Source organism: Paenibacillus sp. F4 (assembly GCF_002894905.1).
Lineage (GTDB): Bacteria > Bacillota > Bacilli > Paenibacillales > Paenibacillaceae > Paenibacillus > Paenibacillus polymyxa_B.
In genome coordinates, this window is sequence record NZ_POVS01000009.1 from 623072 (window position 1) to 649648 (window position 26577).

The 26577-nt window shown below is 47.0% G+C and carries 26 protein-coding genes; 12 read left to right on the plus strand and 14 right to left on the minus strand.

Features of this window, described 5'->3' with window-relative positions:
- The first annotated feature begins 112 nt into the window (after positions 1-112).
- Positions 113-442, plus strand: coding sequence for a YtrH family sporulation protein (locus tag C1T21_RS09935; RefSeq protein ID WP_013309582.1), 330 nt, complete (start codon positions 113-115; stop codon positions 440-442).
- Positions 443-454: 12 nt separating this feature from the next.
- Positions 455-952 carry a sporulation membrane protein YtrI gene (locus tag C1T21_RS09940; protein WP_061831708.1) on the plus strand — a complete coding sequence of 166 codons (498 nt, stop codon included), beginning with the start codon at positions 455-457 and terminating at the stop codon, positions 950-952.
- Positions 953-996: 44 nt separating this feature from the next.
- On the opposite strand, the gene C1T21_RS09945 is transcribed toward C1T21_RS09940, so the two are convergent.
- The 3 genes from C1T21_RS09945 to C1T21_RS09955 form a co-directional block, all read right to left on the minus strand.
- Positions 997-2331, minus strand: coding sequence for a DRTGG domain-containing protein (locus C1T21_RS09945; RefSeq protein ID WP_103048108.1), 1335 nt, complete (start codon positions 2329-2331; stop codon positions 997-999).
- 202 nt (positions 2332-2533) lie between these two features.
- A complete protein-coding gene (locus C1T21_RS09950; protein WP_069291592.1) occupies positions 2534-2815 on the minus strand; it encodes a hypothetical protein in 282 nt (93 codons plus the stop codon).
- Between the two features lie 72 nt (positions 2816-2887).
- Positions 2888-3232 carry a YlbF/YmcA family competence regulator gene (locus C1T21_RS09955; protein ID WP_025685398.1) on the minus strand — a complete coding sequence of 115 codons (345 nt, stop codon included), beginning with the start codon at positions 3230-3232 and terminating at the stop codon, positions 2888-2890.
- A gap of 162 nt (positions 3233-3394) precedes the next feature.
- Here C1T21_RS09955 and C1T21_RS09960 point away from each other — a divergent pair, with 162 nt between their 5' ends.
- Genes C1T21_RS09960 through C1T21_RS09985 form a run of 6 tightly spaced genes read left to right on the plus strand, consistent with a single transcriptional unit; the run spans position 3395 to position 10154 of the window.
- A complete protein-coding gene (locus C1T21_RS09960) occupies positions 3395-4765 on the plus strand; it encodes a YheC/YheD family endospore coat-associated protein (RefSeq protein ID WP_103048109.1) in 1371 nt (456 codons plus the stop codon).
- A 41-nt stretch (positions 4766-4806) separates the two neighbouring features.
- Positions 4807-5961, plus strand: coding sequence for a YheC/YheD family endospore coat-associated protein (locus C1T21_RS09965; protein ID WP_103048110.1), 1155 nt, complete (start codon positions 4807-4809; stop codon positions 5959-5961).
- Between the two features lie 12 nt (positions 5962-5973).
- Positions 5974-7344, plus strand: coding sequence for a YheC/YheD family endospore coat-associated protein (locus C1T21_RS09970; protein WP_103048111.1), 1371 nt, complete (start codon positions 5974-5976; stop codon positions 7342-7344).
- A complete protein-coding gene (locus C1T21_RS09975; protein WP_103048112.1) occupies positions 7341-8450 on the plus strand; it encodes a YheC/YheD family endospore coat-associated protein in 1110 nt (369 codons plus the stop codon). The genes C1T21_RS09970 and C1T21_RS09975 overlap by 4 nt, the downstream gene beginning before the upstream one ends.
- 16 nt (positions 8451-8466) lie before the next feature.
- Positions 8467-8982, plus strand: coding sequence for a GNAT family protein (locus tag C1T21_RS09980; RefSeq protein ID WP_103048113.1), 516 nt, complete (start codon positions 8467-8469; stop codon positions 8980-8982).
- Positions 8964-10154, plus strand: a complete 1191-nt coding sequence (locus tag C1T21_RS09985; protein ID WP_103048114.1) for a YheC/YheD family endospore coat-associated protein — start codon at positions 8964-8966, stop codon at positions 10152-10154. Before C1T21_RS09980 ends, C1T21_RS09985 begins: the two co-directional genes overlap by 19 nt.
- A gap of 102 nt (positions 10155-10256) precedes the next feature.
- Here the strand turns inward: C1T21_RS09985 and C1T21_RS09990 are convergent, their stop codons facing one another.
- The 3 genes from C1T21_RS09990 to C1T21_RS10000 form a co-directional block, all read right to left on the minus strand.
- Positions 10257-10958 carry an HAD family hydrolase gene (locus C1T21_RS09990; protein ID WP_103048115.1) on the minus strand — a complete coding sequence of 234 codons (702 nt, stop codon included), beginning with the start codon at positions 10956-10958 and terminating at the stop codon, positions 10257-10259.
- Positions 10959-11042: 84 nt separating this feature from the next.
- Positions 11043-11705, minus strand: a complete 663-nt coding sequence (locus C1T21_RS09995; protein ID WP_103048116.1) for a class I SAM-dependent methyltransferase — start codon at positions 11703-11705, stop codon at positions 11043-11045.
- 25 nt (positions 11706-11730) lie between these two features.
- Positions 11731-14556 (minus strand): methyltransferase domain-containing protein, encoded by a 2826-nt coding sequence (locus C1T21_RS10000; protein WP_103048117.1) that lies wholly within the window; start codon positions 14554-14556, stop codon positions 11731-11733.
- A 435-nt stretch (positions 14557-14991) separates the two neighbouring features.
- Between C1T21_RS10000 and C1T21_RS10005 the strand changes: the two genes are divergently transcribed.
- Positions 14992-16065, plus strand: coding sequence for a glycosyltransferase family 2 protein (locus C1T21_RS10005; protein WP_103048118.1), 1074 nt, complete (start codon positions 14992-14994; stop codon positions 16063-16065).
- A gap of 19 nt (positions 16066-16084) precedes the next feature.
- Positions 16085-16225 carry a UTRA domain-containing protein gene (locus C1T21_RS10010; RefSeq protein ID WP_223822039.1) on the plus strand — a complete coding sequence of 47 codons (141 nt, stop codon included), beginning with the start codon at positions 16085-16087 and terminating at the stop codon, positions 16223-16225.
- Positions 16226-16342: 117 nt separating this feature from the next.
- Here C1T21_RS10010 and C1T21_RS10015 read toward each other — a convergent pair whose 3' ends face one another.
- From C1T21_RS10015 to C1T21_RS10045, 7 genes are all read right to left on the minus strand, one after another.
- Positions 16343-16912 carry a manganese catalase family protein gene (locus C1T21_RS10015; RefSeq protein ID WP_061831696.1) on the minus strand — a complete coding sequence of 190 codons (570 nt, stop codon included), beginning with the start codon at positions 16910-16912 and terminating at the stop codon, positions 16343-16345.
- Positions 16913-16945: 33 nt separating this feature from the next.
- Positions 16946-17392 carry a spore coat protein CotJB gene (locus C1T21_RS28300; RefSeq protein WP_103048119.1) on the minus strand — a complete coding sequence of 149 codons (447 nt, stop codon included), beginning with the start codon at positions 17390-17392 and terminating at the stop codon, positions 16946-16948.
- Between the two features lies 1 nt (position 17393).
- Complete coding sequence (locus tag C1T21_RS10025; protein ID WP_103048120.1) at positions 17394-17618, minus strand: spore coat associated protein CotJA; 225 nt, start codon at positions 17616-17618, stop codon at positions 17394-17396.
- 240 nt (positions 17619-17858) lie between these two features.
- Complete coding sequence (locus C1T21_RS10030; RefSeq protein ID WP_103048121.1) at positions 17859-19208, minus strand: hemolysin family protein; 1350 nt, start codon at positions 19206-19208, stop codon at positions 17859-17861.
- A 16-nt stretch (positions 19209-19224) separates the two neighbouring features.
- Positions 19225-20355 carry a radical SAM/CxCxxxxC motif protein YfkAB gene (gene yfkAB, locus C1T21_RS10035; RefSeq protein ID WP_103048122.1) on the minus strand — a complete coding sequence of 377 codons (1131 nt, stop codon included), beginning with the start codon at positions 20353-20355 and terminating at the stop codon, positions 19225-19227.
- A 97-nt stretch (positions 20356-20452) separates the two neighbouring features.
- A complete protein-coding gene (locus tag C1T21_RS10040; RefSeq protein ID WP_025722542.1) occupies positions 20453-21613 on the minus strand; it encodes an HD-GYP domain-containing protein in 1161 nt (386 codons plus the stop codon).
- Positions 21567-23021, minus strand: coding sequence for a bifunctional metallophosphatase/5'-nucleotidase (locus tag C1T21_RS10045; RefSeq protein WP_103048123.1), 1455 nt, complete (start codon positions 23019-23021; stop codon positions 21567-21569). The genes C1T21_RS10040 and C1T21_RS10045 overlap by 47 nt, the downstream gene beginning before the upstream one ends.
- A 319-nt stretch (positions 23022-23340) precedes the next feature.
- Here C1T21_RS10045 and C1T21_RS10050 point away from each other — a divergent pair, with 319 nt between their 5' ends.
- On the plus strand, positions 23341-24405 hold the full coding sequence (locus C1T21_RS10050) for an HD-GYP domain-containing protein (RefSeq protein ID WP_103048124.1): 1065 nt from the start codon (positions 23341-23343) through the stop codon (positions 24403-24405).
- A gap of 172 nt (positions 24406-24577) precedes the next feature.
- Here the strand turns inward: C1T21_RS10050 and C1T21_RS10055 are convergent, their stop codons facing one another.
- Positions 24578-25432, minus strand: a complete 855-nt coding sequence (locus C1T21_RS10055) for a manganese catalase family protein (RefSeq protein WP_146032485.1) — start codon at positions 25430-25432, stop codon at positions 24578-24580.
- Positions 25433-25638: 206 nt separating this feature from the next.
- On the opposite strand from C1T21_RS10055, the gene C1T21_RS10060 reads away from it, so the two are divergent.
- Positions 25639-26478 carry a manganese catalase gene (locus tag C1T21_RS10060; RefSeq protein ID WP_103048126.1) on the plus strand — a complete coding sequence of 280 codons (840 nt, stop codon included), beginning with the start codon at positions 25639-25641 and terminating at the stop codon, positions 26476-26478.
- The last annotated feature ends 99 nt before the right edge of the window (positions 26479-26577 follow it).

Consider the following 26577-nt stretch of genomic DNA (forward strand, 5'->3'; position numbering starts at 1 on the left):
ATTTTCTTCAAACTATTTTATCATATCCGCGTTAGTAGCGCCCATAGAATAAAAGTACAGACCTCGGCGGACAAGCGCGGTCCTGATTCGTATACCTAAGGAGGAAAAGAGCATGAGCACTTTTATATCCAAAGCGATTCTCGACTTCTTCATTGCCTTCGGCATCGTGCTCGGGGGAGCCATGCTCGGCGGAATGGGAGCTGTGGTATCGCTTCAGCCGCCAACCCAGACGATGCTGGAGGTTGCCGGAAGAATTAAAATATGGGCGCTTGCCGCCGCTGTGGGGGGAACGATGGACCCGATCCGGGTCATTGAAAGCAATATGTTGGATGGTAATTTGTCACCTGCCATTAAGCAGATATTGTATTTGATTTTCGCCTTTTTAGGCGCTCATATGGGTGCAGAGCTGGTCAAGTGGGTATGCGGCAACGGACGACCGTGAGGTGAAACGACTATGAGAGTCCCCCCTTTTGAGCGCCTGCGCCCTTTTATGCAATTATCCTCCGTCTTTGTACTCGGTATGATTACGGGAGGAATGATCTACAATGCCATCTGGCATGCCAGCTTCAATCAGCTATGGACGAACAACCAGGACCTTCAATTCCAGCTCCAGCAAGCCGAGGAGGACAACAAAACATTGCGCAAATACAGCAAGCGCCAAACCGTTGTTAAAGAAATCAAGCTGATCGCGGAGGAAGCTTCGGCCGAAAAAATTGATTCTATCAACCTGAAGGAACTTCTTCGCCGTGTCAGTCGTGATCTGGAGGTGCTGCGCGGCAGAGATATGTTCGAGATTGACTCTGACAGCAAGCTGGTACGTATGTTGCTGCACCAAAAAAAATACACCGTTCGTGACAAGGAGTATACGATCCAGGTCAAAACGATGCTTGTAATGGAAGGTGTGCTACAAATTTGGCTGGAAGCAAAAGAAAGACTGCCTGAAAGCCACTAAGTCGATCTATTCGACTTCACACCCTGCTCCGATCCATAGGTAGACTAACCATGTTCAATGGATTGAAGCGTCATCACTGCTTTGCATACCAAATGGTTTTCCCGTGAAATTGCAATTTCTAGCTTGCAGGTGCGGCGACTCAGCTCGAGCAGCAACGGACGAAGAACGACAGCATCCTCTATCTGTACGGGTCTAATAAAATATGTCGTCAAATTGTCCAGCACATAATCCTTGCCGGTCATGTCTCTAGCTGCCCGGTAGCCCGCTTGTGTCATCACATTGACCAGTACGCCTTCCGAGATCGTACCTAAATTGGTCGCCATCTGCGGAATGATAAAACCGCGAAAAAATAACGAACCGTCCTCATTACGCTCTTCAGCAAATCCGTTCCAGATCAACTGGTCGAACGTCTCGCCAAGTTGTGGCTGCTTTTGGGCGTTACGCAGCGCCTCCAGCACCTCACGCCGTGTAACGGACCCAAGCAGCTTGCGGTTACGGTCCACGACCGGCAAATAATCCACACCTTCCCACGCCATCATTTGCGCGGCTGAAGCCAGCGAGGTCTGGTAGGTGACCGTTATCGGATTGCGGATCAGACATTTATCCATTGTATGCTCAGGTTGAAGTCCCTCCACATCTTTGCGGCTGACGATACCAATTAAACGATTCCATTCATCCACTATTGCAAAATGATGATGTCCGGTAGTCACCGAAAGTTCTTCAAACTCGGTAAGCGTGCTGTTGATTTTCAAGGTCAACGTTTTCGGTTTGCCTGCCGCAATGTCTTCAATCAGCATAATTTTCTTTTTGATCAAGCGGTCAAATATGGCTCTATTAATCATAGATGCCACTGTAAAAGTATCATGGCGTGAGGAAATAATCGGCAGACTGATCTGATCTGCGAGCTGCTTAACCTCTCGGCTCGTACCGAAGCCCCCTGTAATCAGCACACCTGCCCCCTGCTCCAATGCAAGTGAATGCGCATCCTCACGGTTACCTACGATCAGCAAACTACCTGCGTCAATATAACGAGCCATAGCTTCCTCGCGCATTGCTCCGATCACATACTTGTGCAAGGGCTTCTCCAGCCCCTCACTTCCGCCCAGCACATGTCCCTCTACAATATTCACGACATCTGCAAAGGTCAGCTGCTCGGACAAGCCGCGCGGTCGCTTCTCCACTCGTACTGTTCCAATCCGTTCCTTGGTAATGACGATTCCCAGGTTCTCGGCTTCCTTCACGGCCCGATAGGCCGTTCCTTCGCTGACACTCATTTCTTTAGCCAACCTGCGCACAGAAATTTTGGAGCCTATTTTCAACTGCTCGATATGTCGCAATAGCTGCTCATGCTTCGTAACTGTTTCATCTAGCCCGTCCAACTCTGTTACACCCCCAACGTTCAATCTGTATCATTCTGTATCTATTATAGCACAATATCCCTTTATTTTAGACCTTTGTTCATTTTGAGATTTCCGCTTCGCAAATAGCAAAAAAGCGATCCCCTCTTTTACAAGGGACCGCTTCTTACTATGATTGATTTGTAATCTGGGAGGCAAGCCCAGGACAAGCTGAAAAAACTCACTACATGCTGCCTTTGTCAGCTTTTTTATCCCATTTCATCTGCCACTGCTGCATTTTGGCCCGCCGCACACGCTCCAGCGTTTTGCGCTTTTCCTCATCCACACCCAGCAAAAAATGCATGTTCGCTCCGATGACTAGCAGCGCAAAAAGTACCCATACCATCCCAAAGCCGTTGACCCAGTTCAAACCGCCTGCAAGCGAGATGCGTGGTAACGCAACCAAGACCATCGCCAGCGCAATCAGTGTGTATAAACCGTGTTTCCATTTCTTAAAAGAACCCAATCGTATCCCTTCCTCTCCCTGTGACTCTATGTATCTAGTCTATGAGAGGACAGGAAGGAATATGAGACAAACTTACAGAGACGAACCGTACAAATGTTGAAGGCTGTCTGCAATAATTTTGTTAACGTCCTCAATAATCACGCTCAGGCGACGTTCAGCGTCGAACAGGCGACGGATGTTGAGGTTCAAGCTAAGTACCTCAAACAGCTTCTCCATCTTTTCCATCTCTTCCTGTGCTGGCATATCGCCGCTCATCATGCGTTGCTGTACTTCCATTTGGCGTTCACGGAAATCGTCGAGCATTTTTTTGGCTTCTGGATCGGTTTCGATCAGCTTCATCGCTGAAGTAATTTCCTCTACCTCTTTGCTTTCCTTCAATGCTTTCGCTAAATCATGGGCTTTGTCATAGATGTTCATGATTGTTTATTCCTCCAATACAAGTTTAGTGTCAACATTTCACATTGTCCGTCAATCACCAAGGGATATATGTCCTCATATGATGAATCAGTGCTATTACAGCCCATTCACGTTTCCCGTTACTTTCAAGACATCAAGTTGCTGCCCGGAAGGAGATCCACGATGTCCATCAAAAAAACAACGATTCAAATCATCGGATCGGGCATCTTGCAGGATGACGTACTCATGGTCGGCGAGTCCCTGCTTCGCAAATGGAAAATATCCGCTGGCCACCCCGTTCAGCTCGCCTTCGGTTCGTTCCGCCAAGAGGTTACCGTCATATCGGTGCCCCGCTACAGCGGCCTACGTGTGGGAAGCGTGCTAGCCCGAAAAATGGGGCTTCATGCCAATTGTGATCTGCGAGTAACCTACAGCCGAGGTCGCCGGACACTTCGAGTGGGCCCACTTATTAGCGTGCTGGTCAGTCGGGACTATCCCGAACAGCCCGACAAGCCTTTCGGGTCGATCACCCTGTTCTGCCGTGAACTAGTCGGGGAATGCCGCAGACAAGGAGCATATGTGTATTTTTTCACCCCGGAGCATATCGGAAGTCAGCCCGGGCGAGTTCAGGGATGGGTGTATGACGGAGGCTGGAAAAAGACGGTCATGCCCGCCGGCGATGTCGTCAATAATCGTCTTACCTCCCGTAAACTCGAGAACAGAACTAGCGTACAGCATTTCATGAAAGAAGTAAAATCGCAGTACGGCACGACCATTTTTAACGAAAAGTTTCTGGATAAGAATGAAGTATTTGATGCGCTTAAATCTAATTCTTCCCTGCGCAAGTATTTACCCGAGTCCCACTTGCTGCAAACCTTTGCTGTTTTCAAAAAAATGTGCAACCAGTATCCCGCTGTTTTTCTCAAGCCAGTGCGCGGAAGCCTAGGTAAAGGCATAATGCGCATTAACAAACAAACGGATGGCACCTTTTCGGTGCTATCCACAACAGCGGGCACACCCCGCAAGCAAATGTATGCCAACGTCGATAAGCTGTACAAAAGCTTAGCGGGAAAAATGAAAACAACACGCTTTCAACTCCAACAGGGACTTACCTTGATTGATCACGGTAAGCGTCCGGTCGACTTTCGTGCGCTTGTACAGAAAAATTCGTCCGGAACCTGGACCGTAACATCCATTGTCGCCCGGATCGCCGGAGGCAGCCACTTTGTGTCCAATCTGGCAAGAGGCGGCACGCTGAGTACAGTCAAGGAAGCACTTGCCAAAACCACGCTGCCCGCAACCGTTAAATCGAATGGGCATACCTCTCTCAAAACAGCAGCACTGGATATCGCAAGCGGAGTGGAAAAAGCGATTCCCGCCCATTTCGCGGAATTCGGTATAGATCTGGCAATAGACAGCACGGGGCGCATCTGGTTGCTGGAGGTCAATTCGAAGCCATCGAAGAATGACAACACGCCGTTAAATGATCAGAAAACTCGCCCGTCCGTAAAAAAAATGATTGAATACTGCTGTTATTCAGCCGGCTTCAAATGAATTCATCTCTCAGAGTCTGGCTGCCAAAGGAGCTGTTGTCAGTGTCTCTTGTTGTGCCAGGCACGCTGGGCGTGCTTGTTAGCCGGAATCAGGGCGCCACTCCCCCTATTACCGAAGCCGATTTTTGCCGCAGGCTAAGTCTGTTGGGCAGGCGCTCTGGTCTTAGCGTAATGGCGTTTACCGCCGAAGGAGTTTCACCTGAAGATCACTCCATACGAGGTTATGTTTACCGTAACGGAGTATGGACATCCGGCCGCTTTCCGTTGCCGGACATTGTGTATAACCGCTGTCTCCATGTTCACGAGAGCCAGAATGTCAGGCGCACACTGGAAGACATGGCGGAGCAAAAATCGCGAAAGCTCATCTACTGGTCGCGTAACTTACCTGGCAAATGGCAGGTGTATCGCGCTTTGCATGCGGTAGATAAAGTGCGTCCCTTTGTGCCGCCTACGGCGCCATACCGGGACACGATCCAGCTTGTGGAATGGCTACGACGCCATTCGGAGCTGTTTATGAAGCCACAGACCGGAACACATGGCAAGAGCACACTGTATCTCCGGCTGGCAGAAGGAGGCCAGGGACTACTTGTACAGGGTAGAGACTCCCGTAACCGCCCATTCCGGCGCTTGTTTTCCGAATTGGATGCAGGATTGTCATGGGTCCACGGAATTGCACACAAACGCGCTTATATCGTGCAGCCTTATTTGAAATTAACAAGCCAAAGCAATCATCCCTTTGATGTTCGCGCACTCATGCAAAAGGATGGCAACGGCTATTGGCGCCTGACGGGCTTTGCCGTAAGAGAAGGCAGACAAGGAACTCTGACTTCTAATCTTCACGGTGGGGGCGAAGCCCATCCAGCTGAGCCTTACCTTCGTGAACAATTTGGCGCGGACACTACGCGTCTCATCATCGGGCAGATGATGGCGCTGTCCTTGACCATTACCAGGGCGCTGGAGGAATGTTATGGCCGCCTTGGCGAGTTGGGAATTGATTACGGTATTGACCGGAGCGGGAACATCTGGCTATTGGAGGTTAATTCCCGACCTGGCCGGGCCTCCTTTTTTCAGACCCGTCAGCCAGAGTGCGCTTTCCAGTCGGTCAACCGCCCGCTCGAATATGCTCGATATTTAATGACCCATTCCAAAGCGACAGGGCCAAAGGGCGCGGGCGCCTCCCTTGAACATACGGTATAGGAGGATAAACAGATGAGTTTAACGCATTGCAATGTGCATTTCTCACAGCAGCCCGACAAGGTGGCGTATATATCCACTTCCTTGTTGAAAAGCCTTAAATTATCCGGAGCCAAGTCCGTACGTCTGCGGCTCGGTAAGGATCAGATTCCCGCTACAGTAAAACCAATTCAGAAGGCGGGACGCCATCTATACTTGACCTCGGGCTTACGTAATGCAATCCGTGTTCCCAAAAGCGGGGCCATCTATTTGCGAAATCTGGATGGGGATATACAGCTAGGGCCGTTGATTGGCGTGCTGTCTGACGGTACCAACTCCACCACTCGCCCTTTCGGATCACGCACAGGCTTTATTAAGCAACTGCTGAAGGAAGGCAGCAAAAAATCTTATATTTTTGCCTTCACCCCTCGGGATATTAACTGGCAAAATGATACGATTAACGGCTATTTTCTGTCTTCCAGCGGGGAATTCACACGTAAACTTGTACCTCTGCCGGACGTAATTTATAATCGTTTGCCGAGCCGACGCTCTGATTTTTCCCCGGCGATCAATCAACTACGCGAACGCTTTTCCCGCAAACGAATTCCCTTCTTTAACTGGAGCTTTTTCAATAAGTCCGATATCTATAATCTGCTGGAGAATAACCCAGATGTTAACCGCTATGTCCCTGAATCATACACGAATCCCAGCTCTGAACGTATCCGAGGTATGCTGGAGCGACATCAATTTGCTTATTACAAGCCAAGTGGAGGCAGTCTCGGTAAAGGAATCTACCGTCTGTCCCATGTTCCCAAGCAAGGCTATTTTGTGAGGTACCGTAAGAAAAATAGCAATGTATTGCTAAAATTCACCTCTTTTAACTCCATGCTCAGGATGCTTCACTCCAATCAGGGACAGATGTTAAAGGGTTACGTCATTCAACAGGGTATCCAGCTGATCGAGATTGACAATTGCCCAATTGATTTCCGGTTTCACATGCATAAAAATGGAAATAATCAGTGGGTCGTCGTCGGCATTGGAGCCAAAAAATCCGGACGTGGCAGTGTCACAACCCATATCAAAAATGGCGGCTCCCTTATGACACCTGAACAGGCGTTGAACCGGGTATTCGGAGACCGGGCGGGTGAAGTGCTTCAACGTGCCAAGAACGTAGCAGTTACGCTCGCAGAAGCCATTGAACACCATCACCAGCATCTACTGGGTGAAATCGGCTTTGACCTGGGCATTGATCAGGATGAAAAGGTATGGATGTTTGAAGCCAACTCCAAGCCAGGCCGATCCATTTTTCAGCATCCAGCGTTGCGTGCGGAGGGTAAAGCATCCGTGGAGCATATTTTGGACCACTGTCTTTACCTCAGTAAATTCCGCAGAAAAGAGGAACTATGAATACCCGGGCGGAGCATAAGCCAGTCGTTGCTGTATTGACAGTGCACGACGAAGGGCAATTTTTCAAGGGCAACCAGCGCAATTTCAGGGATATTCTTGAAACGGGAACACGGATGGGATATCAGGTGTACATTGTTACCGTCAGGGACCTGAAACTGGCAGATGAGACGGTTAAGGGCTATGTCTTCAACAAGAGCTTACAGACGTGGGAGGAACAGAATTTCCCACCTCCACAGGTCATTTATAATCGCATCCCCAACCGTAATTATGAACTTAAAACCTCTGTGCGCACAAAGTTGGATGAAATTTCACATGCCTCAGGCATTGAGCTGTACAATCCAGGCTTTTTTAACAAATGGGAACTGTTCAAGTGGTTGCGTACCTCGGAAGCCACTCGTCAGCTTGTTCCGGCAACCAAACGGTTAAGCAACCTGTCTTCCTTAGGAAAAATGCTGTCTGCGTATCCATACCTGTATCTCAAGCCGGAAAACGGTAAGGCCGGAAAGGGGATTATGATTCTTAAATTCCGTCCAGACCATCTAATGGCTTACAGACTGACCATTCAGCATGACAAAAAAAGTGTAACCTACAGATCCGTATCGCTGTCCCGGCTGTGGGGACGTATCCGCCAGGAAGCAGGCAACTCGCCTTATATCATTCAACAGGGTATCGATCTGGCAACCTATCAGAAAAAACCCTTCGACTTGCGTATCCTGGTACAAAAAAATATCCGTGGCTCCTGGAGTATTACCGGAGTCGGTGCCAGATTGGCGGGTAAGGGGAGTATTACCACACATGTCCCGCGTGGCGGGAGTGTAGAGGACCCGTTCAAGCTACTGTCCTCACTGTTTGGGCCTGAGGACAGCACGGATCTACTGAACAAAGTTAAAAGTACGGCTATACAGATTGCACGTCAAATTGAACGCGCATCCGGTCTTTCTCACGGCGAAATGTCCATGGATTTGGGCGTGGATACGCTCGGAACTCTCTGGTTTTTTGAGGCCAATGCCAAACCGATGAAATTTGACGAGCCGGAAATCCGCCAAAAGTCGCTTAGACGCATATTCCAGTACAGCTCCTTTTTGGCCGGACGAATGAAATCATGATCAAGGAAGTGGAATCATGCCGCAAATTAGCGATGTTCAACATTTGCCTGCCCGGAGCTGGCTGCTGAGACGACGACAGTTGCTGTTTCTGGCCCGCAGTTCAGGGGGCATGCGCATTACTCGTAATGCTCTGCGGCAGTTGGCAATTTTAACGCCCGAGCAATTAAACGCCCCTGGTTCCTCCCTCCTGTGCGCATATGTGCGCACGGAGAAGGGGCTGCGGATTGCGGGATTTTCCCTCGCTCTGAACTACGGGAAGGATGCTTGCATCGTAATTGTTCGTCCGCTTTACCGGGGCCGCAGACTGGGCGCTAGACTGCTGTCCGCCCAGCTCAAACAGCTGCGCCGTCTGACGTGCAGCGTAGCCGCCGACAATATGGCCAGTCTCAAAACCTGTTTCCGTGCTGGACTGGTTGCGCATGAAATGACGACTGGACCGACCGGGAAACCCACGCTGATATTTCACGGGGAGTTATCCCAAGATAAGCAGACGGCAGAGGAAGGTGGAATGCTGTGCCAAAACCTGTCCTAGGCATCATGACTTTGTATTTGAACAACAAGAAGCAATTGGAGGAACGCGACATATATGAGCGCATGATTGCAGAAGGGAAAAGACTGGGACTGGATATGTATGTATTCACTCCTGCAGATGTTCATAAGGATCGCAGGCTGCTCCTTGCCCAAATCTATGATCCACACAGCGGAAAATGGAGCCGAAAGTGGCGAGAGTTCCCAGATATGATTTTCGACCGTTGCCGGGTACAGCGCAGTGAGCGATATCGTCAGTTGAAGCAGTTTCGATTGCAATATACAGACCTTGTATATTTAAACCGACCGCTGAGTAACAAGTGGGTCATTCATCAGCAGCTTGCGAGAAGGTCTGCCTTTCGCCCCCATTTGCCTGCAACAGAGTTGTTCAATGGATTTCATAGTGTAAAACGGATGCTCAAACAGAATTCACTAGTGTACCTCAAGCCGATTAACGGTACGGGAGGACGCGGCATTTTACGTATTGAACCCGTTAACAAGCAAGGGGGCCTGTATCTGATTGAAGGCCGCAATCGCAAACGCCATATTATTCCCCAGCAGCGGGTACGTCTAGACCGTCTGGAGCCGCGTCTGAGCAGCTGGAACATGGATAACTACATTGTTCAGGAAGGCATTCCTGTGCAGTTGCCGAATGGCAGGGTCCATGATTACCGTATGCTGGTACAGAAAAATAGCCAAGGAGTATGGGAGCTAACCGGATGCGCCGGGCGAATTGGGGCACATCGGAGTGTCACTTCCAACCTGCATGGTGGAGGCAAGGCGGTACCGATGAACCAATTGCTGACGCAATGGATTCGTGATGAGGGCCATAGAGAGAAAATCATCAAGCAAGGGGAAAAACTCGGACTGGACATCGCTGCGTATCTGGAAGAAAGCTACGGGGCATTGTGCGAGCTTGCGCTCGATTTGGCAATTAATAAGGACGGTCATATATACGTGCTGGAAGTCAACCCGAAGCCAGCCCGCGAGGTATTTTCACGTATTGGAGAAAAAGATACCTATCGCCGTTCCATCGCCAAGCCCATGGAATATGCCTTGTGGGTCTACCACACACAAATTAATCCAAAGCCTCAGACGGACTACAAAGCAGAAGATAAAGCAGAAGATAAAGCAGAGAGTAAGACTGAGAATAAGACAAAGGAAGGCTCCGCGTAAAGTGGCTGCCTTCCTTTCTTTTTCGTCTACCCGACAGTGCTAGCATGTTTTATTTATATGGTACGTCAAGCCCATTTATAACCAATAACCTGTGTTTCACAGTTACTCGGCGTTTTTATAAAGTGTAAGCAGTTGCGTAAAGTCTGTAATAATTGCATCAGACCCCTTCAACTCATCGTTCACACCAAATCCAGCATAAGCACAACCGATCACCGTCTGTCCGTTCTTTTTGCCTGCTTCCACATCTGAGGAGCGATCTCCTACCATCCATACATTCGAAATATCGTGCCTGCTCAACAGAATTTCCAGCAAATTCACTTTGGAAAGCGTGCTGTACTCCCCAGCGCTGTACAGTCCTTCAAAAATGGGAACCATTTCATACGCAGCAGCGATCCCCTTTACATAATCCTCCAGCCCGTTACTGGCTACGAACAATCGGACACCTTGCTCATGAAGGGACTGGAGTGTTTCTTTTACATGTGGATACAGGGCATGACTTCCGCTCTTCAATCCCTCCAGCTCCAGTTGAAGCAGCAGCTCGTCCGCTCTTCTGTGGGCCGCTTCGCTGGCTTCCGGCATCACTCTTCTCCAGATTTCATCCAGCAGCATACCCAAACTATTCAAAATAAGCTCCTCGGGAGGAGTCTCTCCTTCATAAAGCCCTTCGGCGCGCAGCGTATCAAACAGCTTGTGGTACGCAGGGAGCAATAGCGTCTCCGTCTGAAAAAGTGTACCGTCCATATCAAATACCATAGCCTCAGGTTTCTTCAACACAGGTGCATTGTTCATGTAGTTATCAGTCATTCCTTTCCTATGTAGGTTTACAACTCTAACCCCTCTCATGATAAGCAATAAGAGAGGTCCGTGTAAACCTCATTGCGCATACCGCTAACTCTTATATTTTTTTAAAACAGTCCTAAAACAATGCAGACCGCCCCACATATCCGTGTGTAAAGCACCCCGTGGAAGCTTGAGATCCACACCATTCCAATACGAAAATCCCGCCTGCTCTATCCATTGCTCCATCGCTGATAAGTCCACTGTAGGATAATCAAACGTCAGCAGAAGCATTCCGTCATCCCGTAAAGTCCGGTGAAATTCACGTAAGGCTGCCAAAGATTCATCAGACGTTAAATGCTCCAGTACCGAAATACATACAATTTTGTCAAAACTGGCATCCTCATAGGGCAGAGCCGTCAGATTGGCATGTGCGGAGTGAAGACGAACTGGTAAAATCTCCTGAATGCGCTCGGCAGCCTCCTCTCCGATATCCCGCCGCACCTCGGCCAAAATGGCATCCACGGAAACGATCCGTATATCCAGATCGCAGGCATAGACCTGAGCGCAACGGCGGGCCAACTCAAATTTGAATGGATGAGGGATTCCACATGCTGCGTCCAGTACTGTGTCTTGCCCAGACATAAATTGGAGACACCACTCATACTCATAGGGGCGACTCCACCAGCTTTGAGGGAGTCTGTAAATCATGTTGGAGGAGTTGGGGTCAGAATATACAAAAAAGCGAGACAGATACGGATCAGACATGTTCATGGATGCTGCCTCCTTTTGGGGATAATTAAATTACTCTTGCGACACAGCACAGTTCATGACCCCGTTTCTCGCCTTGAAGTTTGGCCAACAATCCCATTTGCTCCGTAAGGGTAAGCTCACCGTACAAAGGGTGGGCTTGCAGCAAGGCATCCAAACCAGAGGGAAGCTGGCGGGTGAACAAAGCCACCGGGCGCAAGCCGGACTTTGCCAGTAAGAGCGCAAGCGTATGCTCAGAATAATGATACAAATGATCTTCCTCCGTAAATAAAGGCGAGTAAACGCCATAAGCCTCATTGGTGAACGAATTTTTGTTGGGCACCGTAATATATATCGTCCCGTCAGGTTGAAGCTGTTCGCGTAAATCTGTCAAAAATGTAACAGGGTCCGCAATATGCTCCAGCACATGCCAGCATGCTACGGCCTCGTATTTGTGATCCAGTAATAAGTCAGTATCTTCTTCTGCTTCTTCTGCTTCTTCTGCTTCTTCTGCTTCTTTCAATTCCTGTATTTCATGTGCTTCTTCGGTTTGAGTATCTTCTTCGGCTTCATCACCCCAGTAACCCGGCAATAAATCCACGTCATATTTGTATTTGGCGTAAGCACGCGAGTCTATGGAAGGTTCAATGCCCACTGCATCCCAGCCGGCTTGAAGGGCAGCATGGATAAATTCTCCGGTACCTGATCCAATCTCAAGCAATTTTCCTTTACCGGTACTGAACATATCCAGCAGCATGAGTCCAAAAAGGGCATGATCTCCATAAGTTGACGCTGCTGCACTATCCCGCATAGCAACCCATTCGGCATTATAAATCTCTGCAATCATATCTTCTGGCTGTATATGATCCACATCATTACGAAAAACCAATCCACAGGAGCCGCATCCCATCAAGGTAAAGCGTTCATAGCTATGAAATACTGCCGTGTCAGATGAGCCACACAGTTTGCATTTACTATAAAGTAAGTCCTTGGTTTCACTTTTTATTTGCAGATCGGAATTATTAATAACCTGGACACTCGAAATCTCGGCAACATCCATGTCGTTCACCTGGTGGGCAGCTTCATATTCTGGTGCAGTTTCTTTTTCTACATTTATGTTGTCCTGATCTACCCAAAGCGTGAGTCGGGGGTTCGGGTCCAAAATAGATTCATATTGCTCTTTCCAGCCATAACGAGCACTTGGATCAAGCAACTGGTATCGCTGACATTTGGCCATGCGAATAGCAGGTGTATACCATCCCCAATGCTGGATGCGGTAGTTGCTGATTTCACTTGGTAGGTCAAGCACATTTTCGGGAAATCTCCCACAGTGCAGGGACTGCTCCTTCCATTTATAAGAGAACCCTTCCTTATATCGAATCAAAAAAGGACGGTAATACCGATGAGCCTGCCAATAATCATCATCGCGGTAATGCGTGGAAGACCACATATCAAACAACCTGAAACAAATCGTATCGGCTTTCGTTCCCGCTAACAACGAATGTACCCCTTGAGCAAAACGGGATTCGAACATTTCATCAGCGTCCATGTTTAATATCCATTTGGGAGAGGAAGCCAACGTCTCTCTCCACTGCTGCTTACGCAGTTCTAATTCATTGGTAAAAGAAGCTGTTTCATTGCGTATTAAGCGCAATGGGATTCCCTTTAGGATCTCACGGCACAACTCTCCGCTATCATCCTGACTGCCATCATCAATAATGACCGCTTCATCAATATATTCCCGATGACTCCGCAGCACGTCAATGAGCTTGCGATCTGCCTCATTGTATACCGTCATGGTCAGCGTTAGTTTGGGTTTGGAGACAGGCGGCGTATGAAGTTCACTTTGTCGTGGACCAGAGAACGTTTGTGGTACAACAAAAGAATCTGCAGTGTACTTGGCAAAGACAGCTGACTCACGGAGATCATACGGTATAACAGGAGGTTCAGGGAACTTAGAGGGACTTGATGATGCAGAACGATTGAAGGCAGGAGAGTTAGTAGAAGTATCGGAGTGATCCAGATATGCTAAATGTTCTGAATGGTCCGTATGAACAGTACTCGTTGTAAAATACTTTAGGGTGAATAGTAGCTGCTCTGCCTTTATTCTGTCCGCTTCCCGGTACAGATGCATCGCCGGATAGTGTGTATCCACAAAAAGTGGAAATCCAAATGCAGCTGCCCGAATACAGAAATGTCGATCTTCTCCCCAATAGGAAACGTTTTTGATTTTACCAAAGTGAATCCCTGCTTCCAGTGCACGTCTGCGGATTAGGGTGCAAGCGCCTAGACCACCCACCTCGTACAAACCAGGAACATGCAATTGGTGTATGAAATGCAACTCGCGTTGCGCTCGCTCCTCTGCCGACAACACTTCGCCTTCTTCACGATGGAACAAATTATATTCATCACTAACCCACACCTGAGGCAATAGAGGTCCCTCCGGCTGCCAGCGTGTCCAGAAAATCTCAGATACAATATCCTTCTCGACCTCTACCAGCTTACATAAGGTACGAGAATGGAGAATCAGGTCTGAATCGACCAAAAACAGCGCGTCATAATTATGCTGAAGTGCATAATCAATAAGACGATTTTTAAAGCCGGCCACTTTCCAGACGAGGGCAGGCGGCCAATAATGAGTGTGCTCATCACTTCGGTTCTCCACTTGCTGTGAGCCTGTCAACAAGGGTAAAACCCTGCCCGGCAGCCGATTGGAAAAATCGGCAAGCCATTGGCTTGAAGTCGGATTGTCATTATCATCGACAAATAAATAATCGGGCAGCACGTCAGGTGCCTCCAGTCGCTCCAAAGCTTGAAGAAATAAAGACAATATTTCCGGTTTCTGGTGCACCGGGCTACCGATTAGTATACGCATGATTCAACGCCTCCATCAGGTAGAAGCCTCATAAACCGTTCTCCCTCCATGTCCTAAGGCATACCATAATTTCGACCAAGCGATATGGGAGTGAGCGTGGTATGAATGGACTTACACCTGGAAATATCAATGAAAACGACATCAATACAAAAATACAACCTTAACATCTAGTTAACTGCCTTTTTTCTGTTTTTCACCTGTATTCCAGCTACATTTAGCCATCAAATTTATTTCCCGGTCGCACTTGATAATATCGAATTTCGCACAATCTCCTCCCCCTTCATATCAGACTTTGATTTTCTAATTTATTAGAGCAAGTTTGAATTTATGATCATTACACATCCTCTACATGCTCCATCGGAATTACTACATAATGAGCAAGCTATCCTACATAAAATGGAGATTATATTAAGTTTTTTGGGAGGGACAAAGAGCATGGTAACTGTCAGCTTATGTATGATTGTCAAAAATGAAGAAGAAGCCCTTCATACCTGTCTGAAATCAGTCCATGACCTGGTAGATGAAATCATTATCGTTGATACTGGCTCTACCGACAGTACCCAAGAGGTCGCTGCATCGTTCAACGCTCGGATATACCCTTTTGAATGGTGTGATGATTTTTCCGCAGCCCGCAATTATGCGTTTGATCAGGCAACACAGGAATATCAATTTTGGCTGGATGCCGACGACATCCTAGAAGAGCAAGATCGACTGGCCTTTCTCGACTGGAAAAAACAAGCCACCGTCTCGTATGACAGTATTACGATGGATTATGTGCTATCTGTAGATGAACAAGGACAGCCGTTGTATAAGCTCAAAAGAAACCGAATTGTGCGGCGTGATCGTAGATTCAGATGGATCGGCTTTGTGCACGAATTCCTGCATGTGACTGGCAGCACCTTTCACAGCAATATGGCAGTGACTCATAAAAAGACACGTGCCTACACTGACCGTAATTTACATATTTATCTCCAGCACCGGGAGCAAGGCACTGTATTTTCTGAGCGAGATCACTACTACTTTGCTAATGAACTCTATGATAACGGACGCATACTAGAAGCCATCCAGCAGTACGAACACTATCTGGGGCTCGATCAAGGGTGGATTGAGGATCGGATTGCTGCTTGTTTTAAGCTAGCGGATTGCTACGCTCACCAGGGTCAAAAACAGGAGCAGCGTATGGCACTGCTTCGCACACTCAACCTCGATGTACCACGCGCCCAGTTCTGCTGTACCTTTGGCAATTTGTTCATTGAAGATGAGCAGTATACTCAAGCCATTTACTGGTTTCGTCAGGCGACGCTGATAGAGCCCCCACAAGATGTGATGGCCTTAACCAATTCGTCGTACTTTACCTGGTTTCCACACTTGCAATTATGCCTGTGTTACGACCGAATCGGTGACATCGAAAAAGCAAAATCGCATCATCGCATAGCTCAGTTGCACCATCCTACTCATCCAAGTGTTTTATATAACGAGCAATATTTTGCACAGCTAGAACAAAAATAAGTTTTCTGTCAGGGTAGTTATGGAATTTGCTTCCTTTGATGTGGCTACCTATCTAAATATTGAGGAAGGCTATCCTCTGCTTTGTATTAAAAGCACAGTTTCTAGTACAAACGGCCAAAAAATCCATCGTTCCAAGCAATTAATATTAGGGGATAGGTGAATGTAAAACTAAATAAAGAAAGGCCACCTGCACTTGATGGTTGCAGATGGCCTTTCCTATTTGTAATAATACATAGGACAAGCTAACAGTTTAAACCGTTGATGGTATAAAACTTTCTTAGAACACTTTCTTCCGGTCTCTTTCCCCCTTCAAAATCTCCACTGACTCACGGAAACGCAACGAATGAATCACTTCACGTTCACGCAGAAACTTCAGACTATCCTGCAAATCCACATCGTCTGTCAGATCAATCAGCCACTGATATGTAGCTCGAGCCTTTTCCTCTGCCGCTATGTCCTCATATAGATCGGCAATCGGGTCGCCTTTGGCTTGAATATAGGCCGCTGTAAAAGGAACACCGCCTGCATTTTGATAATATAGCGCATGATCGTGCGCCGCGTAATATTCCCCTAGCCCAGCTGCCTTCATTTGCTCCACGCTCGCATCCTTGGTCAGCTTATAAATCATAGTCGCAATCATCTCGAGATGCGCAAATTCCTCCGTGCCTATGTCGTTCAGTACACCAATCACCTTATCGGGAATCGTATAGCGCTGATTCAGATAGCGCAATGCCGCTGCCAGCTCGCCATCCGCTCCACCATACTGCTCCATAAGCAGTTTGGCCATATGAGGATCACACTTGCTGACACGTACGGGATATTGCAGTTTCTTCTCATATACCCACATTCATGTTCCTCCTTTATAAAAGGTTATACCTACCTAGACCTGCCACGGCCAAGGGGATTGACTCCACTCCCAAGGATACTTGGAATAGGCACGGCCAAAATTTTGTAAAGGTCCATACAGGAGCTGATACTCGTTAGCAATCGCCGTTCTTTCCTGCGTCAGCTTATTGAACTGTTCGATAGCCTGTAAATCATCTGGGTGCGTATCCAGATACAAATTCAGCTCCACCAACACAAAATCCACTGCTTGGAGCTTCTCCAGCAACGCATAAAACTGGGCATCACCGGGCTTGGTTTGGGGCGTGCAACCTTGGGCTGGGTTTCCAGCTTGACTATAGTCCTGAGCTTGACTCTGATACTGGTTCTGATATGTCGGATTTGAATAAGGGCTTTGATATGGATTCGGCTGTTGCTGCCCACTCTCATACTGAATTTGCTGCTGGAATGGGTTTGGGGACTGACCCTGTTTTGGAGTCTCCATTCTATTCGCCTCCCCTCTGGTTTCTCATAGGCTCATAAGGGCTGTAAAGCAAAGGCCATAGCGTTCCCCTCGTCAGCGCCTCTTCTGGGCTAAATTGCGGTAGACCAGGGGGCTGAAATTGTATAAATAAGTTTGGCGGTAGTACATAAGTCTTGCACAGAACGGGCGGACACGGATCGAACGGGCCGACAAACGGGGCATACTCACCTTGCTGTGGAAATTTCACGGGCCGGAACCTCCTTTGATTGATCCATCTGCTTTACTATTCAACATATGCCGCATCGCCCAAGTCTCGAACAAAAAATCACAGATAAAAATAATTGTTCAAAGAAAATAACTATAGAACTGTTTCTAATCAAAAAAGAGCCTTTAAAACCACGGTACGTGGATCTAAAAGCTCTTTCTTCAGCACTCTATAATAACTTACATACCTGAACTGATCTTACCTATCTCTGTGGATTAGGAATCAATCGGTAGAAAGCTCATCTTCAATCACAGGCTCAGGCTTGCGGTGAATCTTCACTCTCATTATGCGAAGCCTTGTTGCTTCCTCCACCTCAAAGGTAAGGTTATAAAACTCAATTCTCTTCCCTTTCACCGGAATGCCCTCCAATTCCTTGAACAGCCATCCCCCGATGGAATCCACCTCGTCGTCTTCAATGTTCACTCCAGTCAAATCATTGACATCCTCAATGAGCATACGACCGTCCACAGAGATGAAGTTCTCCTTCATTTCCACACTCGGGCGTTCATCCTCAAATTCATCATAGAGATCCCCAACGATTTCCTCCAAAATTTCCTCCGCTGTCAGCAGCCCGGCCGTTCCGCCGTACTCATCTACCACGAGAGTCATTTGGGAATGTTTTTTCTGCATAAGACGCAACACGTGACTCACTTCCATGGACTCCGGCACATTCAAAATAGGACGTACCACCGAAGCCAGATCCAATTGCTCTCCCTGCTCAGCTAGCAGAAGATCTGTAATATGGACAAAACCGATAATCTGGTCTTTATCCTCAACCGCTACCGGGTAACGGGAATGCTTGGTCTCGCTGATGATCTTGAGATTTTCCTTAAACGACAAATTCGTATACAAACAATCCATATCTGTACGCGGCAGCATGATTTCACGGGCAAGCAAGTCGGAAAAATCAAAAATATTATCCATCAGCTTAATTTCGTCCTTATCAATCACACCGCTTTTGGCGCTCTGATTCATCAATATACGAATCTCTTCCTCCGAATGAGCCGCTTCGGCTTCACTCGCCGGCTGAATGCCGAATGCACGCAACAGTAAGTTTGCCGCAGCATTCAATACCCAGATCACAGGCAGAAAGACCTTATAAAAAAGCAGCAAAGGCGCCGATAAAAACAACGCCACACCTTCGGTCTTCTGAATCGCTAAGGACTTTGGCGCCAGTTCCCCCAATACGATATGTAAAAAGGTAATTACGCAAAATCCGACGATAACAGATACCGTTGTAATCAGTGTACCGTCAGTTACACCGAGTTTGTGCATGAGTGGCTCTATCAGGTAGCCGGATATTGCTGGCTCTCCAATCCAACCCAAGCCCAATGAAGCCAGCGTAATGCCCAATTGGGTGGCGGACAGATAAGCATCCAACTTTTGGTTCACCTTCAGCGCATAGCCTGCCAGGCGATGACCCTCGCTTTGGAGCTGCGTCAATCGGGATTGGCGCATTTTGACCAGCGAAAATTCTGCGGCCACAAATACACCATTTAGAAAGACAAGCAGCAGTACCAAGAGGAGATTCACAGCTAGCAATCCCCAATGAAACTCGGTATGACCATCCAATACGAACTCCCCATTTCTATAGTTGTAATGCTTTTCTTGATTTAAAGTCTATTCCTTTGTAATACATATCCGCCACGAGCAGATTTGGTCCACAACAGGCAGCGGCATCACAATGACAGTTCACAGTCTGATTCAGCGGATGCTCATTCAGCCATTCACCAAAAATATCGTCCAGACTGTCTTCCTGAATGTTTCCGAAAGCCGGAATGTCTGCAAAATCTGTCACATACACGCTACCCGTGAACATATTCACATTCACACGGTTTCTTCCGTCCGGATCATTACGCACCGTAATATTCGGTTCCTGACGCAAGCGGCGAAGCAGTTTGCGGTCTTCTTCCCGATCCGAACAAGCAAAGAACGGTAATGTGCCAAACAACATCCACATGTCCTGATTACGTACATCCAGCAGCTTAAGGATAGAGTTCCGCATGTCGTCGAGTGAAAGCACAGGCAAAGCAGAGGCAAAATTCGACGCGTACATTGGATGAACCTCATGCCGTCGGCATCCCATTTCGTTGATTAATTGATGAATGCCCTCCAGCTTCGTGTGTGTCCGATAGTTAATCATGGATTCAGCTGAAATGAACATCCCCATTTCACTCAATCTGCGGGCATTTTCCATCATTTTTTCATACAGGCGAACAGCACCCGCACGTGGAGTCGGCCGGCCGGTATTTGCAAAACCCACTTCATAAAAATCGTCCGCATTCAAATAGTTGAACGAAATATGCATCACATCCAGATAAGGAAGCATCTTCTCATATCTGCGAATATCTAACGTCAGATTGGAGTTGATTTGCGAGCGAATACCGCGCTCCTTGGCATATTTCAGCAGTGGTACGATTACTTCATCCACTGTTTTATCGATTAAAGCAGGTTCCCCACCTGTAATACTGATCGTCTCCAGATGCTCGACTTCATCCAAACGCTTCAGCATTAGGTCTAGCGGAAGGAAAGGGGCCTCCTTCATAACCAGCATATCGCCAACAGCGCAATGCTCACAGCGCATATTACATAGATGCGTTACGGTCATTTCCACACTCGTAAGCAAATGACGACCATGTGTACGCAGTGAGACAATCGGGTCCCACGGATCATAGGTTGGCGATATTTGGGGTAGCGTGTTATTTTGTAGAACTGTCATTATGTTTTCACCTTATTTCTGTTATTAACCTCAAAAGACGTATAATTATCATATCATGATGTGTAAAGTGTCTGCATGCTTTCTTCCACATCATCTGCTAATCTACGTGTACTCCTCCAAAAGGGGCGGCAGTAGCACCCAATGTGTTTGTAATCATAACCGAGAGGGATACGGACAAATCCACATCATAAGGTGCCTTCACTTCCTGCCCATCCCGGTCCCTTACAATGCGAATGACGGGTCTTTGCGGGATTTTGGGATGTATACGCACCACGACCCCCTCTTCCCCCGTGTTGAGCACCACAGAGAGTCCCAGAGGGTAAATAGCTACACAGTCACGAAAGGCTTCCAGCATTCGCTGCTCATATAACGTTCCTGCCCCAGCGTACAGTACTTCCATCGCTTCATAGGGCAACAAAGCCTGTTTGTATATCCGACTTGCTGTCATTGCGTCGTACGAGTCCGCCAGACCGATCCATTTCGCATATTCGTGGATCTGGTCCTTTTTCCAACCGTGCGGGTATCCGCTGCCGTCGATACGCTCATGATGCTGCAATGCACAATGAGCCGACAACAAGGGAATTCCAGGTTCGTCTTTGAGCAGCTTGTAGCCGATCACCGTGTGTGTTTTCATATGCTCATATTCCTCATCCGTCAATTTACCCGGCTTATAGAGTACTTGAGGTGAAATTTTCATTTTACCGATATCGTGCAGTAGTGAACCTATCCCCAGCTCCATGAGCTGGTTGTTATCGTAGCCATTAGAAATTCCCAGTACAAGTGAATATAAACATACGTTCAAAGAATGATGATATAAATCCTGATCCGCGGCCCCGATATCCATCAACATAATGATGGTATCCTGACGGCCTCCAATATCGTCCAGAATGGATTCCATCACCTTATAAAATGACTTGCCAAAATATTTGTGCTTATGATCTACGGAGTAGGATGACAACCCTTGAAACTGCTTTTTGATTTCCTGTAGCGCCGCGGCCCTTGTCTGTTCATGGATCATCTCAGGAATGACGATATCTTCTGTCACAGCATCCTCAATGTATACATATCCAATACCGACTTGGCCTAGACGTTCAATCAATCGCGAAGTAAGCTCAACACCTTCCGAGAGCAGCACCATTCCGTTTTCATTGTATATTTTTTTGCCAAGCTTCATGCCGGCTCTCAATAATGTAACAGGTACCAGTCGCAGCTTAATCCTCTCCCGATTGTTTTGATACCTGAAGCCACCTAGCTGCAAAACATTCTTCCATCGCGCCCGGACGCTTCAACTCCATTTCAATCAAATCCCGTAAAAATTCTGGAAGCATAAATCGGAGATCTGTTCCGTTCGCAAGCACCTCATAACCTGCTTTGAAAGTGAACATATCCAACGTGCCCACTGTGTATTCCTCATGCTCTTCCAAAGGTTGACCCGCTACACGAATGTCCGTCACTTTTTCATAAGGAGCACGGCCAGGGTCATACTGAATGGCCAAGCCTTCCACACACATCGTGCCAAGTACTTTGCCTCTGAAGCCAAAGCCCGTCATGGGCTTGTCTGTAAATTCAGGCAGCAAGGACTGCTCCAGCGCCAACCGAATATCTCTTCCCCGCAACTTCATAACACAGGCATTAATCGGCGAAGGGCATAAGGAATGTAGTATTCCTTTGCTGATATCCCCTTGAGGTAATGGGCCGAGCAGTTGTCCCGCATTGACGAGGGCAATTTCTGTTCCTGTAAAATGGGACACCGCTTGTGCCAGCATATTCCCGAAAGGGGATTCCTGATCATATGCGATCTCCAGTTTCCGATCCGTCACCGCAACGGTGCTCTCCATGGCGCGCTCTGCTTGTCTGCGATGCACCACAATGGCCGATGCCACTTTTTCGTCCAGTAGTGTCAGATCCACAGGAACTACACCGCCTGACGTGACTCGAAACGGTTCGAGGCTATTATTACGACTTAGTGTCACTTCACCTAGCAGCGTTCCGAACTTACCCGCTCCACATAAAGCTGTTTTTCCGATCCAAAGCGGTTCCTCCAGCACATGATGGGTGTGACCTCCAAGGATAACGTCAATTTCAGGAAACTGCGACGCTAATTTTTTATCGGAAGGTAGACCCAGGTGCGACATCACGACCAAAACATCAACCTGCTTTCTCAGTGCCGCGATCTGCTTCCCCAGCACCTCAAACGGATTGAGCACATCCCAGCCCAGCAATTGATAAAACTCTACAAAAGGAGCAGTCACACCGAGTAAACCGACCTTGATTCCTGCTTTGTCTACGATAAGGGATTCCTTCATCCACGAAGGGCTCATCCCCGTGGCACGCTCTGTCATATTGCCGCATACGACCGGACAATGAATCCCCGCATATGCCTGTTCAATCATATCCGGGGTAAAAGTCAGTCCCTCATTGTTACCGATTGTAATTGCATCGTATCCTGTTAGATTAATCACATCCACATTTGCCCCACCGAGCGTTCCTTCCGTTTCGGGGGCCATCCGGTCCATGTGGTCTCCTATGTCGAGCACAAGCAGCGCATCCCGTGATGCGGCTCTTCGTTCATCGATCATCGCGGCTATCGAAGGCATACTGCCAAAATGACTATGGATATCATTGGTATGCAAAATGGTCAACGTTTGCCGAGTCGTCATCTCCATAACCGCCCTCCTCTATACTTTATATATATCGACTTTGGAGCTTCTAATGTTTAAGCATACCATGTTATTTAGCAATATGGTACATATGAGTGGACATAGTCCTTAAGCTTCGCTGTACTCTCTGGGCAATCTCATATCGTAAACATAGTGAAAAGCATTGACGTTATCTACTGTAGGTATCTGAATAGGAAACGGGTTCCTGGGACCTATTTTACAGCTTGGAATAATAGTAAATTAGTCGTTGTCATCCCATTTAATTCTTGATATATTAAGTTTGTTCGTATTTTCGACAAATTTACGACAATAAGGAGGTTAGCGCATGAGAGTACACGTTACCGATGCCAAGCCGGGAGATCGCCTCAAATCCGATACATACAATGGGCACGGTGTACCTGTCATGATTCAGGGCACCGAGCTACAGCATGACGATATTTCCAAGCTCATTATGCACGGTGTCGATTATATCGACATTGATGCAGGTTCTGCGAGCATTCCGGTGGACTTTGCCCCCGATGTCCCAGCTTCCCCCGAGTCCCTCAAACGTGCCGTTCCTCTCATGGAGCAGACGATCAGTGGCTTTGAAAGCATGTTTCTCGAAGCCTCCTCAACTGGCAAATTTGATGAATATCGAGTGGATGAGCTGTTCGGCCCTCTCGTTTCAGAACTGGCTCGTCAAAAAGATGTCGTATCTCTGCTATTAATTATGGAACGGGGAGATCACTATACCTATAATCATTCTCTCCAAGTAGGCGTACTGTCATATTACATTGCCACATGGCTTGGATATACGGAAGAAGAAGCATATGCCGCCGGTAAAGCTGGATACTTACATGATATAGGCAAGTCCATGATACCGGATGAAATTTTGAACAAACCGGATAAACTGACACCCGAAGAATTCCATGAGATGAAAAAACATTCGCTATATGGCTATGATATTATTCGCAATTCAACCAGCGATGAGATTTCTGCAATTGTCGCCTTGCAGCATCACGAGCGTGAAGATGGAAGTGGATATCCCCATGGACTGTTCAAGGAAGAGATTCATCCTTTTGCCAGCATAACAGCTGTTGCCGACGTGTATAGCGCGATGATTTCCAATCGTGTGTACCAGACGAAGCAGGAGCTGCTCGCCGTATTACGTGAGCTGCACAGCATGAGTTTTGGACATCTAAACCCAGAAGCTACCCAAGTGTTCATCAGACACATGCTTCCTAATTTCATTAATAAGCAGGTTCTGCTGACTACAGGTCAGACAGGAACGATTATTCTGAACAATCCTGCTGATTACTTCAGACCCTTAGTGAAAATTAACGATGATGAATATGTAGATTTGTCTAGAGAACGCCATGTATCCATTGATGAAATTTATTTGGAATCCTGATCCGCTACTACTGCCTCCCGGCGTTACTTCGGTAGAACGAAATATTTTGCCGAAGCACAGGCTACGCGAATAAAAAGAGACTGTCCTTGATTCGTAGGTTCTTTACGAAGGACAGCCTCTTTTTATGTTACGGACATTAACCTAGTTACTATCTTTATTTGTTTGTTTAATCCTAAGTGTTAAGATCATGTAAACCTGGGCTATGTTCATTAGGCAATTCAGGCATATACGGAAGAGGAAAACCTTCTGGAGGATCCATTACACTCAAATCCCCACCGTTTCTGCTTGGAGTCTGCCCATTGAATATTTCTCCAATACGGGTAGAATCCAATCGAAAATTAAACTGTGCATTGTGAAAGCCCATTTCAACATACTTCCGGCATTCTGGATACTTGTTAATATCGTAGTTTGGAACCGGGAACAATTTACCCCAATCAACTCCAAGTGTCTCTAAAGCTTTGGCAAACGCATTTTGATGAGCATTATCCCGCACAATCAAAAAAGCCAACGTTTCCCGGAATGTTTTGTTCGAGCTCATTTCGTAAATTCGGGATTTTTGCAGAACCCCTGTAGATTCGAGTACGAGATTATCAAGCAAATCACTAATCAAATTGCCGTGGGAATAAACATAACTACCTAGCCAAGGATTTCCACTTGCATCAACAGGTAGGGAACTTTGAGCTCCCATAATAAAATGATGAGGATTTGCGTGTTTTATCGCCTCATCTAAAGGAGCATGATCAATTCCAGCATCGCCGGCTTGGTCTGCACCTGAGCCAGTCAGAAGTTGATTTATAGTATGTTGGACCAGTTCAACATGACTAAGCTCCTCTAGAAAAACTCCCCGTATCAAATCCCTATACTGCACAGCATTACCACGAAAATTATTACTTTGAAAGAAAAACTGCATCATGGTACGCATTTCTCCGAATCGACCACCTAATACTTCTTGAATCACTTTAGCAGCAGCAGGGTCGGGCTTATCAGGTACTATTAAGTTAATTAAATCTTCTTTATAAAAATACAATGCAAAAACCCTCCTTAAACTCTTTATTTTAAAGTGAAACATATGCTTCCCTCTTTAATAATTTTTATACAAACCAAACAAACAGATAGTTAAATATAAAAACTCCTATCAGATTGTTGTTATGCTGATCCTCGTTTTATTACATCTTGAAAAGGTTAAATACAGTTAGAATTCACTAAGCTGCTTTAACTATAGGAGGAGTAATTATGTTTAGACATCAAAAAGAGTTGCAGTTTGAAGTGAAAGTAGAGCGTCCTGATCCTCTTTTTGCCCGGCAGGTACAAGAAGTTTTGGGGGGGCAATTTGGAGAAATGACCGTGATGATGCAATATTTATTTCAAGGGTTTAACTGTCGCGGTGATGAAAAATATAAGGATATGCTAATGGATATTGGAACTGAAGAAGTAGGGCATGTGGAGATGCTGTGTGCTTTAATTAGTCAACTACTTGATGGAGCTAAACCAGAAGATCAAGAACAAGCTGCAAAAGACCCTGTTACAGCTGCCATAATGGGGGGAATTAACCCGCAGCACTTGCTGGTCAGCGGTCTTGGCGGATTGCCTACTAATTCAAATGGAGTTCCATGGAACGGCTCTTATATCGTCGCAAGTGGTAACCTTTTAGCGGATATGCGGTCCAATTTGCACGCAGAGAGTCAGGGTCGATTGCAGGTAGCAAGGCTATATCACATGACACAAGATGAAAGCGTCAGAGCTACACTACGGAAAATGCTAGCACGTGACCGCTATCACCAATATCAATGGATGGCGGCAATCCAAGAATTAGAAGAAAAAAACGGTGTTGTGGTCCCGGCTTCTTTTCCTCCTGAAGCAGAGCAAGAGTCTCAGCCTGAAGCTTATGAGTTTTGGAATTTGTCTGAAGGCGAAGAATCTAGTCAAGGTTTGTGGGCAACAGGAAGTGCGCCGGATGGAAGCGGGAGCTACGTATACATCTCTAAGCCTGTTGCTAAAGGACAAATCTATAGTGCCAAAATACCAGCAACCGAATTACATCATGACTTAGATCATAAAACTTCAGATAAATAAACAAGTAGCAGACGAGCTGTCCCAACATTAAAGATTGCTAATTGGTGACACTGACCATAAAAATGAAACAAAAGATATATACTTAAAATTCGAATAAGG